The sequence below is a fragment of the Thalassospira australica genome (assembly GCF_044790785.1).
Taxonomy (GTDB): Bacteria; Pseudomonadota; Alphaproteobacteria; order Rhodospirillales; family Thalassospiraceae; genus Thalassospira; species Thalassospira australica_A.
Genome location: NZ_CP085258.1, coordinates 4,422,027 through 4,436,157, shown reverse-complemented (window position 1 = coordinate 4,436,157; position 14,131 = coordinate 4,422,027). Strand labels below are relative to the sequence as shown.

The window sequence follows — 14,131 nt, the reverse complement described above, 5'->3', positions numbered from 1 at the left end:
ACGGACCTGTATATGTCAGCCTCCCGCCCGAACCTTCGCACTATTGCTGACCGTCTTGGCCTGTCGGTCACAACGGTATCTCGTGCATTGAAAGACGGGCCGGAGGTCAAACCCGATACAGTCGCGCGCGTCAAGGCCGCGGCAGCCGAAATCGGTTATCACCCCGATGCCCGTGGCGTTATGCTGCGCACCGGCAAGACGATGCAGGTCTGTTCGATCCTCTATTCCCCTGAAGTCGGCGATTATGGCGACCCGGGCTTTCTGGCCCAGGTTGAAAGTCTGGCAAAAGGCCTGGAAGCAGATCATTATTCACTGGTCGTTCTGGCCCAGACCAGCAGCGAAGACCCGCTTGAACCCGTGCGGCGCGTTCATACGCAGCATATGGCCGACGCGGTTGTATTTTCGCGCACGACCCTGCAGGACAGCCGCGCCAAATACTGCCTGCAACATGACTTTCCCTTTGTCAGTTTTGGCCGAACGGAACTTTTAACCCCGCATGCCTTTGTCGATCACGATGATGAACAGGCGGCATATGATGCGGTTAAACGCCTGATTGATGATGGCCACCGCAAAATCGGCATGATTGATCCGCCAGAAGACCTGACCTTTTTCGGATATCGCAAACGCGGTGCGCGCCGTGCCATGATCGAGGCAGGACTTGATCCCGAAAGCCTGATCTGGATGACATCGGATGTTTCCGTCCGCACGGCCCGCGAAGCCACCATCCGCCTGCTGACCGATCAGCGCGATGCTACTGCCGTGGTCTGCGCAAGTCAGATGACCATGATCGGTGCCCTCGAAGCATTGCTGGAACTGGGCATGGATACGATCCGTGACGGGATCGGTGTTGTCGGCTTTGGCGGCATGCCGTTTCGCATGCTCTCCAGACAGAAGCTCGCCTATTACTATCAGCCACAACGCAAGGTCGGCAAAGTGCTGTCGGAACATCTGCACAGCCTGATGACCGGCACCCCGGCAGAAGAGCTGCAAACGCTTTTACCCTATCGACGAATCGACGATCTTGCCGCCTTCCGCGAGGGTGAGGATTTCTGATCAGCCCCGACTATCCCTGTTTGTCTTCCTTGATATCCTCGACGATTTGCTCGCTGCCCAGAAGGCGAACCAGCATCAGCTCGACCGGTTTTAAAACAATCAGGACAATCAGCGTCAGAACCGTCGCAATCACCACCACATGCCAAGCCGCAAGGGCACATGCGATGCCAAGGGCTGCAGTAATCCAGACGGTGGCCGCCGTAGTCAGGCCACTGACCGACATATCCTTTGGCTGACGCAGGATCACACCCGCCCCGATAAAGCCGATCCCGGTCAAAACGCCCTGCAAAATCCCCTGCACTACGCGCGACAATGCATCTGGATGATCGATCAGATCCTGAAAATGGACCGCCACAACCGACACTACCGCCGCACCAAGCGCAACCAGCGCCAATGTGCGCATGCCCGTCGGTTTGCCATTCACATCACGGTTCAACCCGATCACTATTCCGATCACGGTTGCCGCACACAACCGCAAAACCATATCGATCACACCGATATCGAAATAGCGTTCAGCCGTTGCAAAATAAGGAAGGTCGGTCATGCCCATATCCAGTTCGCGTTTCAATCTGTTTGATATACAGACCGAAACGCCTCCTGTTCGCGCATTGTTCCGCCAACAGCAAATCGGGCACCGCGATATCAATCAGGCCTGTGGAACGACCCCGCTTTCAATCCCCTTGGCTTCGGCCATCAGCCAGTCAAAGAATCGCAAAATCCGCGGGTCGCGTCCCGGTCTATCCAATGTAATCAGGACATAGTCATAGCCGGTAGGCGCCATACCGTGCGGCGCAACCAAACGGCCAGCCATCAGATCATCATAAACCAGCGGCAAAGGCCCGATTGCAGTCCCCAAACGATTGACGGCGGCCTGAAGCGTAAAAAAGAAATGGTCGAAATATTGCTCGCTTGCCGGGCTGCTATTGTTCCCGCTTGCCCGTTTCCAAATATCCCAGGCATCCGGCCGCGTGCGACTGTGCAACCATCGGGCATTGGACAAATCACGAACCAGCATGTCTTCCCAGCAAACCGGATCGCAAACCGGCCCGGCAAATTCCGGCCAAAGGCGGGTCACCTCGTAATCCTCGGCAATACCGAAATCGGCCCGCCGGATCGCCAGGTCGCATCCCTCGACCAGCAGATCAACCGGCCCACCAGCCAACCTGAGATCGATATTCAAGTCAGGATTGGCTTCGCGAAACACGCCCAGCCTTGGCATCAGCCAGCGCATCGCAAGGCTGGGCTCGCACGATACCGACAAGATGGGTGATGCGCTGTCATGGCGGTGAATTTCTTCGACCGCGCCATCAAGCCCGTCCAGCGCTGTTACGACCGACTTGAAAAGCCTTTCGCCTGCCGGGGTCAACCAGACACGCCGGTTGCGCCGAACAAACAGATCAATACCCAGCCGTTCCTCTATCTGCGCCACCGCACGGCTGATCGCACCGTGGGTCAGATGCAGTTCTTCGGCCGCACGGGAAAAGCTTTGAAGCCGCGCTGCGGCCTCAAATGCGGGCAGGGATGTAAGCGGGGGCAGATTGCGTTTTATGTGAATATTACTCACAAAATATCCCATGAATTTTCGATTCTCTGACGATCTTTCCAATTTGATACTGAATGCGCTCACAGATCAAGGAACACAAACATGCCTGCCATTGCCCAGATCGAAGTCATTGCCGTCGCCATCATCACCATTCTTGCAGTCATCAGCCCCGGACCCGATTTCGCCATGGTGACGCGTATTGCGCTTACACGTGGTCGTCGTGCTGGTGTGCTGTGCGCGATTGGCATCGGCAGCGGTGTTTCAATACATTTGGTCTATACACTGATCGGGCTTGGCGTTGTATTTGCAAGTAATGTCTGGGTTCTGACCAGCTTGCGCTATCTGGGTGCTGCCTATCTGATATGGTTGGGGATATCCGCACTTTGGCCCGATATTCGGGCTTTGTTTTCGAAAAGACCCGCAGCACTTCAGACTCGAATGACAAACAAAAGCACCAACAGACCGGAAGCAGATCAAAAACGGAACGGATCCGCTTTCTGGATCGGTTTTGCCTGCAACGCCCTTAACCCCAAGACGATGCTGTTCATCGTCTCGTTGTTCAGTCAGATGATTTCACCTGATACACCGGTTTTGATGGAAATCGGTTACGGTTTCTATATCGCGGCATGCCACATGATCTGGTTTGCGCTGGTCGCGGTCGCGTTGACACTGCCTTCGGTGCAAGCGCGCATCGCAGCTATTAAAATCTGGATTGAACGTGGTGTGGGATTGTGCCTTGCCGGACTTGGCATCAAGCTACTAACAGGCACCAACTGAATTCATCAGCGTCTCTTAGATAAAAAGCATTTCGCCCTGTTGACGGGCGTCATTAAGGAACGTTACCACGCCGCCCGTCTCGATTTTGAGCTCTTCACGTTTGGCTTCGTTTTCCAGCCCAAGCGCGCGAAGACCCATATCGCAAACCATGAACTTACCATTCAGTGCGACACAGGCCGACAGCAGTTCCTCGAACGTGCCGATGCCACGTATGGAATAACTGAGATCAATCGAGGTAGCCGTTGCCCCTTCGGCCTCTGTCCGCAAATGACGCCAGCCCGACGGAGCCAGAACCGCACGGCAGGCTTCCATGGTGAAAAACAGGGTGGCCTCGCGCCCCGAAGCCAGTGCCGCAGATGCCATTACGAGTGCGTAATGAACTTTTTCAAAGCTGCCGGAAAACACCACCAGCGACAGTTTCTTTGGACTCTCGGACTGGTTGGCGGTTTCAATGCTCATGAATGGACAGGTCCTTGATACTGGCGTTTTCGGAACAAAGCGGGCAGCCCGGATCGCGCGGGACTTTGATCTTTCGGAAGGATGCACCAAGTGCATCGACAATCACAAGCCTGCCGGACAAACCATCGCCAATCCCCATCAATTCCTTGAGGATTTCGGTTGCCTGAATCCCGCCGATCATGCCCACGACGGAACCAAGAACACCGCCCTGTGCACAGGATGGAATGGCGTCCTCGGGCGGTGGACCGTGATAGATGCAGCGATAACAAGGGTGCGGATCACCCAGATGGGCTTTAAAGGTCGCAACCTGCCCGTCAAAGCGAAGGGCAGCACCCGACACCAGTGTTTTTCCCGCAAAATAGCACGCATCGTTTAGAAGGAATCGCGTTTCAAAATTGTCCGACCCATCAGCGATCACGTCATAATCCGCAATCAGATCCATAACATTGGCCGCATCAAGCCGAACATTATGCGTCCGTACGGTGATTTCCGGGTTCATATCAAGCATGGTTGATTTGGCACTTTCGACCTTGGGTGTGCCAAGGTCTTTCATGCCATGCGCAATCTGGCGCTGCAGGTTCGATAACTCGACCGTGTCGGCATCGACAAGTCCGATGGTGCCAATCCCGGCGGCTGCCAGATACATCGCCAAAGGTGAGCCAAGGCCACCCGCACCGACAATCAACACCCGCCCGCGCTTCAGCTTCATTTGCCCTGTACCGCCAACATCCTTCAGGACGATATGCCGGGCATAGCGCTGCACTTCATTTTCGCTGAAATCAAAATCACTCACGCGCGGCTTCTTTCATTCGGTCGAAACAGGTCTGCCATTGCATATAGCGTGCATGGCACAGACAAGAAAGGCCCGGAAAATCCGGGCCTTCAAAATGTATCTGGCAACAGAACCGGATTACTGCAGACCTTCGAACAGCGGAGTCGACAGGTAACGTTCGGCAAAGCTCGGAATGATGATCACGATACGTTTACCTTCGTTTTCCGGCAACTGGCCAAGCTCGATCGCAGCTGCAACCGCCGCACCCGACGAAATACCTGTTGGAAGGCCCTCGATGCTGGCGAGCTTGCGGGCGGTGGTAAAGGCGGTCTCGTTGCCGATCGTCATGGTTTTGTCGATAACGCTGGTATTCAGGTTGCCCGGAATGAAACCGGCACCGATGCCCTGGATTTTATGCGGGCCCGGTGCACCACCGGAAATAACCGGGCTGTCTTCAGGTTCGACCGCAACGATCTGAACATTCGGATTATGCTTTTTTAGAACTTCCCCAACCCCGGTCAGAGTCCCGCCGGTACCGACACCGGAAACAAAGATATCAACCTTACCGTCTGTATCCTTCAGGATTTCCTCGGCGGTGGTGTTGCGGTGAATTTCCGGGTTGGCCGGGTTGTCAAACTGCTGAAGCATGATCGCGCCGTCAATTTCGCCAACCAGTTCCTCGGCCCGTGCTACGGCACCCTTCATGCCCTTGGCCGCCGGGGTCAGATCAATTTGCGCCCCCAGAAGCATCAGCATTTTGCGACGTTCCAGCGACATGCTTTCGGGCATGGTCAGGATCAATTTGTAACCCTTGGCTGCTGCCACAAAAGCCAGCGCAATACCGGTATTGCCCGAAGTCGGTTCGACCAGCGTCGCACCCGGTTTGATACGCCCGGATTTCTCGGCATCCTCGATCATTGCAAGACCGATACGATCTTTTACCGATGCCAGAGGATTGAAGAATTCAAGTTTGCCAATCAGATCGGCCTTTACACCTTCGGCCGCTGCCAGACGTGAAAGACGAACCAGCGGCGTCGCACCGATGGTGTCGATGATGCTGTCGTAAATCTTGCCACGAAACTCGGTCATGTTTTCCTCGCAATTTCTTGTAATTTAAAACCAACCACATACTGAATTTGTATTTGTCGTGCTTAATTCCCAAGTCAATCGGGTTTAAACAGTTTTCACGCAAATCCCGGTTCGGTCGGTTCCTGACGCCTGTGAATCATATATGAACCGCAGCGGATTCTTGTGGTTTCACGATACAACAATCCGCCGCCCGTTCCGAAGACTAAATGATGAAATCCGGCGATTCCTCGATCCCGCTGCGCAGGCCCGCATCACGCGCCCGGTTGCACAGATCCTCGACCGTGATCCGGGTCAGCGCCACCATCATTTCATCCTGAAGTTCACGCCAAAGCGGACGCACCACTTCCTTGCCCAATGGTGATCCTGCCGGATCTTCGATCGGGTCGTCCGACGTTTCCATTGACCTGATCACCGATACGATATCGGCAAGTGTGATACGCCGACGTTCGCGCGCCAGACGGTAACCACCCCGTGGGCCACGCACCCCCACCAGAATATCGGCACGCACCAGCTGTTGCAGGGTCTGTTCAAGATAGCGTTTCGGAATGCCCTGACGCGCGGTGATATCACGGCTTTGCACTGGCTCGCCCGCCGCGTTATAGGCGATGTCCACCACCGCCTCGATGGCGAACAGCATCTTCTTTGACAGTTTTAACATCGTCTCTTTCTTACTCCCCTTGCGGTCCCGGATATCCCCCCGGAAATTTCGAAACCATGTTTGACAGAGCGTCGAAAATCACCGGTTTATCGGTGATCAGGCTGTTTTGCCCGCCGGTATTGCAACCGTAGCACCAACACCGGTCGATCCGAATCCACCCGCACCGCGCGCTGTTTCATCCAGATCGGCAACCGCATTCCATGTCACCTGGGTCACCGGTGCGACCACAAGTTGGGCAATGCGCATGCCACGTTCGATGGTGAATGCCTCGTCACCGTGATTGATCAGGATCACTTTGATTTCGCCACGGTAATCGGCGTCAATCGTTCCCGGACTGTTCAGAACCGTGACACCGTTTTTCGCAGCCAGTCCCGAACGCGGACGCACCTGTGCTTCGAACCCGGCGGGCAGGGCAATCGCAATGCCGGTTTCAATCATGGCCCGTTTGCCCGGCGCAATCACCAGCCTATCGTCAATCGCCGCCTGCAGATCAACGGCCGCCGACTGTGCGGTGGCATAATCAGGCAGCGGGAAATCCGAACCATGGGGCAGCTGTTTCAGATCGACAGTCAAACGCGTCATGAAAGTTCCTTGTCTTCACATTTCTGGCTGCACGCCTTGGACGTGCAGCGGGTTACCAGGTTATTCAAATCAGGCAAAATGCCGGGAAATCCGTTGCACAAGTGCGCGTGCCACACCGGCCTTGCCCTGTCGGGGCCAAACCTCATCACTGGCACTCTCCGAGCCGGAAATCAGGAAAACTTCATTTTCATCGCCACCAAAGGTGCCTGTACCCGGCGCCACATCATTGGCAAGAATCCAGTCGCATCCCTTGCGCGCCCGTTTGGCACGGGCATGCTCGATAACATTTTCTGTTTCGGCTGCGAAACCAATAACCAGTCCCGGGCGTTTTGACCCTTTCTGGCTAATAGCTGCGAGAATATCCGGATTTTCCAAAAGCTTCAGGTCCGGGATCGCACCCGACCCATCCTTTTTAAGTTTCTGACCAGCTTCTGCGGCCACGCGCCAGTCGGCAACCGCCGCTGCACATACTGCAATATCGGCAGGCAGGGCAACCTGCACAGCATCAAGCATTTGTTGGGCGGTTTCGATCCGCACAACCTTCACCCCCGTCGGATCCGGCAAACTCACCGGCCCGCTGATCAGCGTCACATCGGCGCCTGCAACAGCAAGGGCCGCGGCAATCGCATGGCCCTGCTTGCCCGACGACCGGTTGGCGATGTATCGCACCGGGTCAATTGGCTCGTGCGTCGGGCCACTGGTCACAATGGCCTTTTTACCCGCAAGCGGCTTTCCTACTGGCTGACCTTCCAGAAAATCAAGAACCGCTGCAATGATTTCTGCCGGTTCGGCTAAACGCCCCGAACCGGTTTCACCACATGCCAGATCGCCGGCCGCCGGTCCAACGCGCATCACACCGCGGCCTTCCAGAGTGGCGATATTTGCCTGTGTCGCGGCATGGTTCCACATTTCGACATTCATCGCCGGCACAACCATCACCGGCTTGTTGGTCGCCAGCAGCGCCGTCGTTGCCAGATCACCGGCCTGACCGGTTGCCATTTTGGCGAGGATATCGGCACTTGCCGGGGCAACCAGTACAAGATCGGCCTCTCGCGACAGGCGGATATGGCCCATTTCGGCTTCGTCGGTCAGGGAAAACAGATCCTGATAAACCTTGTTCTCGGTAAGGGCGGCCACCGATAACGGGGTTACGAATTCCGCGCCGCCTTTGGTCAGGATCGCGCGGATATTGATCTCCCGGTCGCGCAAGCGTCGGATCACCTCAAGAACCTTGTAGGCTGCAATGCCGCCCGAGATGATCAGAAGGATATTTTTTCCTGCTAGCACTGTGGTTACCAATTATTTACGTTGGAGAAGTGTGGTTAACCTACCTTCTCTGTCGATCCCGTGCAAGCGTCCAAAGTAATCAGAAAAAACGCCACAGGATCGTAGAACCCGCAGCGTGATTTCATCGTCCATTTTCAGATATTTTTTATGGAACGGTATAAAGCATCCCGAACCAACGCCACCGTCCGTCCGGCCCCATCGAAGTACAGTTGATCCGCCAACGCCCCGATGAAACCGGTGCATTCAGGCGAATTTCAACCCGCTCGTCTCCCAAGCGATTCATGGTTGGTTCGCCCTCGGACGGATAGCAGGCAATATCGCCTGCCTTTTCCCTCAACGTGAAGCCGAACGCGGGCGGATTGCGTTCCAGCGTATAGTTTGGCGGGGTTACATCGCTGACCGGCAATGGCAGAGAATTTGCCGCAAGGGTAAAACGGTCCATCTCGCCGTAATTCTCGTTCATGGCAAAACGCGGCAGATACATCATATCCGATTCCGTGCTGATCGCACCGCTTTGCTGACCGAATGCCACCTTGTAACCGGCTTCCCTGACCGCCGTGATGACCTCATCGCTGGCCTCGCCATAGGGATATGCAAAGATATCCGGAACGAAGCCCAGTTCTTCCTGAAACCGTTCGGCCGAATGGGCCAGTTCGGCCTTTACGTCTTCAATCGGAAGGCTCGGCAAATGCGAATGATGCCGGCTGTGTCCGCCAATCGTCACGCCTTCCTTGACCAGTTCGCGCAACATGTCCCAAGTCATGTAGTTCTCGTACCCGGCATCAACCTGTTCGCTCGCGACAAAGACCGTCATCGGCATGTTGTGCTTTTTGAAGGCAGGCCACGCAACATCGTAAACCGAACGATAGGCATCATCGACCGTGATCCCGATGGCATAATCGGGAAGGCCTTTGCCATTTTGCAGGGCATCGACAATCTCTGGCACGCCCATCACGGTGTATTTACCGTTGCTCAACTCCCGAAGATGGGCTTCGAACTGGGGACCGCGGATATTGGTCGAGGGGAAATCTGTTTCGGCAAACCGATGATACATAAACACAACGGCCGACGATGCATCCCCGGTCGGTATCGCCGCAGTCGCCGAAGACGTGGCGGTGCTTTCCTGTATTGCAGGGGATTGCCCGCTGGTCGTCGTATCTGAGGCACCTTCATCCTGCGCCGTACCCTGTGCCATACCGGGTGATATGCCAAATGTCAGCCCAACGGCAAAAGCCGCGCCAAAAATCATGCAACGAAACATGCCTCTCCCGCCACTTGCGCGAGACATCTTTTCAAAATGCCGCTGCTTATTGGTCTGTGATTGCATTGCCACATCCATCTCTTTTGCGACCTCATTCATTTGGTCACTGCAGCCCCCAAAACCACAGCCGATAATTTATGGTTTCCGGTAATCATGTTTTTGTGAACCTACCAGCGAACCAATTGTTTTTCCACAATTTCGTCACTGCGCTTGTGTATAGTCCGTAGCAACCTAACTTTAGGACATCCTGTTCAACCGTAACTTCAACGGAGATTGGCATGCTTGGTTCCGACGCACTCGACATCCTTTTCAACAAGGCCCGCACCCACAATGGCTGGCAGGATCGCGATGTCGATACTGCCCTGTTGCAAAAGGCATGGGACCTTACCGTGATGGGCCCGACCAGCGCCAATTGCGAACCGATGCGCATTACTTTTGTCAAATCGGCAGCGGCAAAAGAACGCCTGAAACCTGCCCTATCTCCTGGCAATCTGGAAAAAACCATGGCGGCACCGGTCACGGCAATTATCGCCCATGACATGGAATTCTATGAAAAACTGCCCCAACTTTTCCCTCATGCTGATGCGCGATCATGGTTTGCCGGTAACGATGCGGCAATTTCGGCAACCGCCTTTCGTAACGGCACGCTTCAGGGCGGCTATTTCATTCTGGCGCTGCGTGCGCTCGGGCTTGATTGCGGGCCAATGTCGGGCTTTGACAATGCCAAGGTCGACGCCGAATTCTTTGGTGGTACACAGGTCAAAAGCAACTTCCTGATCAATATCGGCTATGGCGATCCGTCAAAACTGTTTGATCGCAGCCCGCGGCTGAGCTTTGATGAGGGTGCTGAAATCCTCTGATCGCTATCAGAAGGCGAAACCGACGCGACACGAGAGCGTTAACGCAATTGCAAAATTTTCGACCAAATTATCTTATACGGCTGTATGGTCAGCAAGTGGACGACGTATTTTTTCAAGTATTTCTGAAGCTTGAAAACTGTCATCTAACTTTTATTTGATCTTTACCGGCGCATAATCATTTTAGTCCAAATTTTTTGCGTGCGTTAACGCGTACCAAATCGGCACCCGACTTCAGGAGCGTCAATTGGGCTTTCGCCAATTGTTGATGACAGCATTTGCGGTTGCATTTCCAACGGCCACGATTTTCATCGTGCTCGCCACGATGGAACTGCTTGGCTGGGGAACGGCGATCCTGTGTGCCATTCTGGCATGGGTCGGGGTTGCCGCGATTCTTCGCATCTATTTTGGCGAATTGCGCCAGGTTGCCCAATATGCCACTGGCCTGCGCGACAAATTCCGCGGGACACCACCACAACATCTGTCTTTCGGGGCTGCGGCCGAACTCTCGTCTCTTTACACCCAGATCGCCAGTGTCTTTCGCGAACGCATTACCGATCTTGAAACCCGGACCAGTACCGATGCCGAAATCCTCGATCACCTGCCAAATCCGGTGGTGATGGTCAACCGGCAGAGGGTTGTCACCGGTTTTAACCAGGCGGCACTCGGTCTGTTTCACAATCTTGAAACCGGCCATGACCTGACACGTTACATCCGGGATCCCATCCTGCTTGACGCCTTTGACGACGTTGCAGCAGAACGCGAACGGATGAAACATGCCGAATTTGTGCTGGCAAGCGACGCGCACCGCCATTTTGACGTCTTGACCGCGCGCCTTCCGGCTGCAACCGGTGACCGGAATTTTGTCCTGTCGTTTTCCGACCTGACCGAACTTCGCAAACTTGAACAGATGCGTGCCGATTTCGCCACCGATGCCGGACATGAATTGCGCACCCCGCTTTCGGTGTTGCTCGGCTTTATCGAAACGCTTGAAGGCCCGGCAAAGGATGACCCGGATGCGCTGAACCAGTTTCTGCCAGTGATGCGCGATCAAGGACTGCGAATGCAACATCTGATCGAAGATTTGCTGTCACTCGCCCGGATCGAGCTGAACGAACATACCCCGCCATCTGATGATTGCGATGTCGGCAAGATTATCGACAAAGTCGCCAAGACACTTGCGATGAAGGCCGATGCCAAAAGCATGCAGATCAGGGTCACATGCGACATCGACAATACCGAGATTGTCGGCGAAGAAAAGGAACTGACCCAGGTTTTCGTCAATCTGGTGGAAAACGCCATCAAATACGGCCACGCCAATACCGATATCGAAGTTTCCATCACCCTTGCCAAAAACACACCCGGCGCATTGGCGCGGTTCCGGCATGACCGTATTCTGGCGGTTGCCATCCGCGATCATTCCGACGGGATAGCACGCGAACACCTGCCGCGCCTGACCGAACGGTTTTACCGGGTTGATACAGCACGATCACGTGCCGTTGGTGGCACCGGTCTTGGTCTTGCAATCGTCAAACATCTGGTACAACGCCACCGCGGCACCATGATCATCGACAGCGAACAGGGTGTCGGATCGGTTTTCACGGTTTATCTTCCCGCCAAGGCCAGCGACAATATCCGAACCCTGCATCGGGCCTGATTTCCTGCCTGGTTTCGGGCAGGCCTGCATGTTTCACATGAAAAAAAGACCGGCACCAAACTGCCGGTCTTTGTCTTTTCAAGATTGTTGAACAGTCAGAGAATGAATTTCGACAGGTCGGCATCCTTGGCAAGGTCATCGACCTGCTCGCGAACATAATTCGCATCGATCTTGATCGTCTCGCCCGACCGATCAGTTGCGGTAAAGCTGATATCGTCCAGAAGCTTTTCCAAAACCGTATGCAGCCGACGCGCACCGATATTTTCGACCGTTTCGTTCACACTGGCAGAAATGCGGGCAAGTTCATCAACCGCATCATCGCTGAATTCCAACGTCACTTCCTCGGTTTTCAGCAACGCCACATACTGCTTGATCAGCGACGCTTCCGGTTCCAGCAGGATACGGCGGAAATCTTCTTCGGTCAGAGCTTTCAGCTCGACCCGGATCGGCAGACGGCCCTGCAATTCCGGCAGCAGGTCCGATGGCTTTGCCAGATGGAACGCCCCCGAACAGATAAACAGGATATGGTCGGTTTTGACCGTGCCATGCTTGGTCGAAACATTGGTACCTTCGATCAGCGGCAGCAAATCGCGCTGTACACCCTCGCGCGACACATCGCCCCCGCGTTCGGAACGCGCGGTAATCTTGTCAATCTCGTCAAGAAATACGATGCCGTTCTGTTCGACATTGTCGATCGCCTCCGCGGTAACCTTATCCATATCCAGAAGCTTGTCGCCTTCCTCGTCGATCAGACGTTCAAACGCTTCCTCGACGGTCATGCGTTTTGGTTTGGTCTGGCCACCGAATGCCTTGCCGAAAACGTCCGAAAGGTTCAGCATTCCCATCTGCGCACCGGGCATGCCCGGAATATCGATGGTCGGCATCGAAGATGAACTGCTTTCCTGGACATGGATTTCGATTTCCTTGTCCTGCAATTCGCCTTCTCGCAGCATCTTGCGGAATTTCTGGCGGGTATCGGCCGATGCATTTTCACCAACCAGACCGTCCAGAATGCGTTCCTCGGCCTGCATTTCGGCCTTGGCACGGACCTTCTTGCGCATGCTTTCACGCGTCAGGTCCAGCGACACTTCCAGAAGGTCGCGAACGATCTGTTCGACATCCCGACCAACATAACCGACTTCGGTGAATTTGGTGGCCTCGATCTTGATGAACGGAGCCTCTGCCAGTTTGGCAAGACGCCGGGCAATTTCGGTTTTACCAACACCGGTCGGGCCGATCATAAGAATGTTTTTGGGCAGCACTTCATTGCGCATGTTGTCGTCAAGTTGCTGTCGACGCCAGCGATTGCGCAAGGCAATGGCGACCGCGCGCTTGGCATCTTTCTGACCGATAATATGGCGATCTAGTTCGGAAACAATCTCGCGCGGGCTGAAATGTTGGGTCATTAAATTTATCCGTTAGTTCTTGCGACGGAAATGCGATAATAGGCCCGAAACGGCACCCTTATTTCGCATCCTCGATTTTTTCCAGAAGCACATTGCCGTTGGTATAGACACAAATATCACCGGCAATCGCCATCGCCTTGCGGGCGATCTCCTCGGCATTCATGTCCTGATCAATCAGGGCACGTGCTGCCGCCAGCGCGTAATTGCCCCCCGATCCGATGGCGATGATGCCGTCCTCGGGTTCAAGCACATCGCCCTGACCGGTTAGCACCAGTGATACATCCTTGTCGGCCACTGCCATCATCGCTTCGAGCTTGCGAAGATAGCGATCCGTGCGCCAGTCCTTGGCCAGTTCGACACAGGCGCGCATGGTCTGGCCGGGATGGCGTTCCAGTTTGGCTTCAAGACGTTCGAGCAGGGTAAAAGCATCCGCCGTTGCCCCGGCAAATCCGACGATAATCTCGCCTTTCTGGCCGATACGGCGCACTTTGCGGGCGTTACCCTTGATCACGGTCTGGCCCAGCGAGACCTGGCCATCACCGGCAACCACGACTTCATTGCCCTTGCGCACCGACAGGATCGTTGTGCCATGCCAGCTCGGCTGCGATTGTTCGCTCATAAATAATCCCTAGATTTTCATCCAATGTATTCGATCAAGAGTTAGCACGCACAACAGTCCGGTCAAGGGCCAAGCCCTGCGAACCACCATCGCCGGATCACAAACACTGTT

General features: G+C 54.9%; 15 protein-coding genes. 4 read left to right on the top strand and 11 right to left on the bottom strand.

What is annotated here, in order from left to right; all coding sequences use genetic code 11:
- Positions 1-12 precede the first annotated feature (12 nt).
- On the top strand, positions 13-1,053 hold the full coding sequence (locus LG297_RS20650; RefSeq protein WP_404423681.1) for a LacI family DNA-binding transcriptional regulator: 1,041 nt from the start codon (positions 13-15) through the stop codon (positions 1,051-1,053).
- Positions 1,054-1,063: 10 nt separating this feature from the next.
- Here LG297_RS20650 and LG297_RS20645 read toward each other — a convergent pair whose 3' ends face one another.
- Positions 1,064-1,597: an MgtC/SapB family protein gene (locus LG297_RS20645; RefSeq protein ID WP_404423679.1), complete on the bottom strand. Its 534-nt coding sequence runs from the start codon at positions 1,595-1,597 to the stop codon at positions 1,064-1,066.
- Positions 1,598-1,699: 102 nt separating this feature from the next.
- Positions 1,700-2,617 carry a LysR substrate-binding domain-containing protein gene (locus LG297_RS20640; protein ID WP_404423677.1) on the bottom strand — a complete coding sequence of 306 codons (918 nt, stop codon included), beginning with the start codon at positions 2,615-2,617 and terminating at the stop codon, positions 1,700-1,702.
- An 81-nt stretch (positions 2,618-2,698) separates the two neighbouring features.
- Between LG297_RS20640 and LG297_RS20635 the strand changes: the two genes are divergently transcribed.
- The gene (locus LG297_RS20635) at positions 2,699-3,373 is read left to right on the top strand and encodes a LysE family translocator (protein WP_404423675.1); all 675 of its coding nucleotides are present in this window, start codon (positions 2,699-2,701) and stop codon (positions 3,371-3,373) included.
- Between the two features lie 15 nt (positions 3,374-3,388).
- Here LG297_RS20635 and LG297_RS20630 read toward each other — a convergent pair whose 3' ends face one another.
- From LG297_RS20630 to LG297_RS20600, 7 genes are all read right to left on the bottom strand, one after another.
- Positions 3,389-3,832: a hypothetical protein gene (locus LG297_RS20630; RefSeq protein WP_404423673.1), complete on the bottom strand. Its 444-nt coding sequence runs from the start codon at positions 3,830-3,832 to the stop codon at positions 3,389-3,391.
- Entirely contained in the window at positions 3,822-4,625 is an 804-nt protein-coding gene (locus LG297_RS20625) for a HesA/MoeB/ThiF family protein (protein WP_404423671.1), read from the bottom strand. The genes LG297_RS20630 and LG297_RS20625 overlap by 11 nt, the downstream gene beginning before the upstream one ends.
- Positions 4,626-4,742: 117 nt before the next feature.
- A complete protein-coding gene (cysK, locus tag LG297_RS20620) occupies positions 4,743-5,693 on the bottom strand; it encodes a cysteine synthase A (protein ID WP_404423669.1) in 951 nt (316 codons plus the stop codon).
- Between the two features lie 202 nt (positions 5,694-5,895).
- A complete protein-coding gene (locus tag LG297_RS20615; RefSeq protein WP_007088455.1) occupies positions 5,896-6,351 on the bottom strand; it encodes an Rrf2 family transcriptional regulator in 456 nt (151 codons plus the stop codon).
- Positions 6,352-6,447: 96 nt separating this feature from the next.
- Positions 6,448-6,933 (bottom strand): dUTP diphosphatase, encoded by a 486-nt coding sequence (gene dut / locus LG297_RS20610; protein WP_404423667.1) that lies wholly within the window; start codon positions 6,931-6,933, stop codon positions 6,448-6,450.
- A 69-nt stretch (positions 6,934-7,002) separates the two neighbouring features.
- Positions 7,003-8,220: a bifunctional phosphopantothenoylcysteine decarboxylase/phosphopantothenate--cysteine ligase CoaBC gene (gene coaBC, locus LG297_RS20605; protein WP_404423665.1), complete on the bottom strand. Its 1,218-nt coding sequence runs from the start codon at positions 8,218-8,220 to the stop codon at positions 7,003-7,005.
- A 145-nt stretch (positions 8,221-8,365) separates the two neighbouring features.
- The gene (locus LG297_RS20600) at positions 8,366-9,481 is read right to left on the bottom strand and encodes a polysaccharide deacetylase family protein (protein ID WP_404423663.1); all 1,116 of its coding nucleotides are present in this window, start codon (positions 9,479-9,481) and stop codon (positions 8,366-8,368) included.
- A gap of 278 nt (positions 9,482-9,759) precedes the next feature.
- On the opposite strand from LG297_RS20600, the gene LG297_RS20595 reads away from it, so the two are divergent.
- Together LG297_RS20595 and LG297_RS20590 are read left to right on the top strand one after the other, a co-directional pair.
- Positions 9,760-10,341, top strand: a complete 582-nt coding sequence (locus LG297_RS20595; protein WP_404423661.1) for a malonic semialdehyde reductase — start codon at positions 9,760-9,762, stop codon at positions 10,339-10,341.
- 244 nt (positions 10,342-10,585) lie between these two features.
- Positions 10,586-11,995 (top strand): ATP-binding protein, encoded by a 1,410-nt coding sequence (locus LG297_RS20590; protein ID WP_404423659.1) that lies wholly within the window; start codon positions 10,586-10,588, stop codon positions 11,993-11,995.
- Positions 11,996-12,090: 95 nt separating this feature from the next.
- Here the strand turns inward: LG297_RS20590 and hslU are convergent, their stop codons facing one another.
- Together hslU and hslV are read right to left on the bottom strand one after the other, a co-directional pair.
- A complete protein-coding gene (gene hslU, locus LG297_RS20585; RefSeq protein WP_404423657.1) occupies positions 12,091-13,401 on the bottom strand; it encodes an ATP-dependent protease ATPase subunit HslU in 1,311 nt (436 codons plus the stop codon).
- A gap of 58 nt (positions 13,402-13,459) precedes the next feature.
- Positions 13,460-14,020 (bottom strand): ATP-dependent protease subunit HslV, encoded by a 561-nt coding sequence (gene hslV, locus LG297_RS20580; protein WP_404423655.1) that lies wholly within the window; start codon positions 14,018-14,020, stop codon positions 13,460-13,462.
- Positions 14,021-14,131: the final 111 nt, after the last annotated feature.

What these genes read in the sequence shown, in the direction of transcription:
- LG297_RS20615 (WP_007088455.1), bottom strand. Translation starts at nt 6,351, where the DNA reads ATGTTAAAACTGTCAAAGAAGATGCTGTTCGCCATCGAGGCGGTGGTG.
- LG297_RS20630 (WP_404423673.1), bottom strand. Translation starts at nt 3,832, where the DNA reads ATGAGCATTGAAACCGCCAACCAGTCCGAGAGTCCAAAGAAACTGTCG.
- LG297_RS20635 (WP_404423675.1), top strand. Translation starts at nt 2,699, where the DNA reads ATGCCTGCCATTGCCCAGATCGAAGTCATTGCCGTCGCCATCATCACC.
- LG297_RS20650 (WP_404423681.1), top strand. Translation starts at nt 13, where the DNA reads ATGTCAGCCTCCCGCCCGAACCTTCGCACTATTGCTGACCGTCTTGGC.
- LG297_RS20645 (WP_404423679.1), bottom strand. Translation starts at nt 1,597, where the DNA reads ATGACCGACCTTCCTTATTTTGCAACGGCTGAACGCTATTTCGATATC.
- LG297_RS20595 (WP_404423661.1), top strand. Translation starts at nt 9,760, where the DNA reads ATGCTTGGTTCCGACGCACTCGACATCCTTTTCAACAAGGCCCGCACC.
- dut (WP_404423667.1), bottom strand. Translation starts at nt 6,933, where the DNA reads ATGACGCGTTTGACTGTCGATCTGAAACAGCTGCCCCATGGTTCGGAT.
- LG297_RS20600 (WP_404423663.1), bottom strand. Translation starts at nt 9,481, where the DNA reads ATGTTTCGTTGCATGATTTTTGGCGCGGCTTTTGCCGTTGGGCTGACA.
- hslV (WP_404423655.1), bottom strand. Translation starts at nt 14,020, where the DNA reads ATGAGCGAACAATCGCAGCCGAGCTGGCATGGCACAACGATCCTGTCG.
- hslU (WP_404423657.1), bottom strand. Translation starts at nt 13,401, where the DNA reads ATGACCCAACATTTCAGCCCGCGCGAGATTGTTTCCGAACTAGATCGC.
- cysK (WP_404423669.1), bottom strand. Translation starts at nt 5,693, where the DNA reads ATGACCGAGTTTCGTGGCAAGATTTACGACAGCATCATCGACACCATC.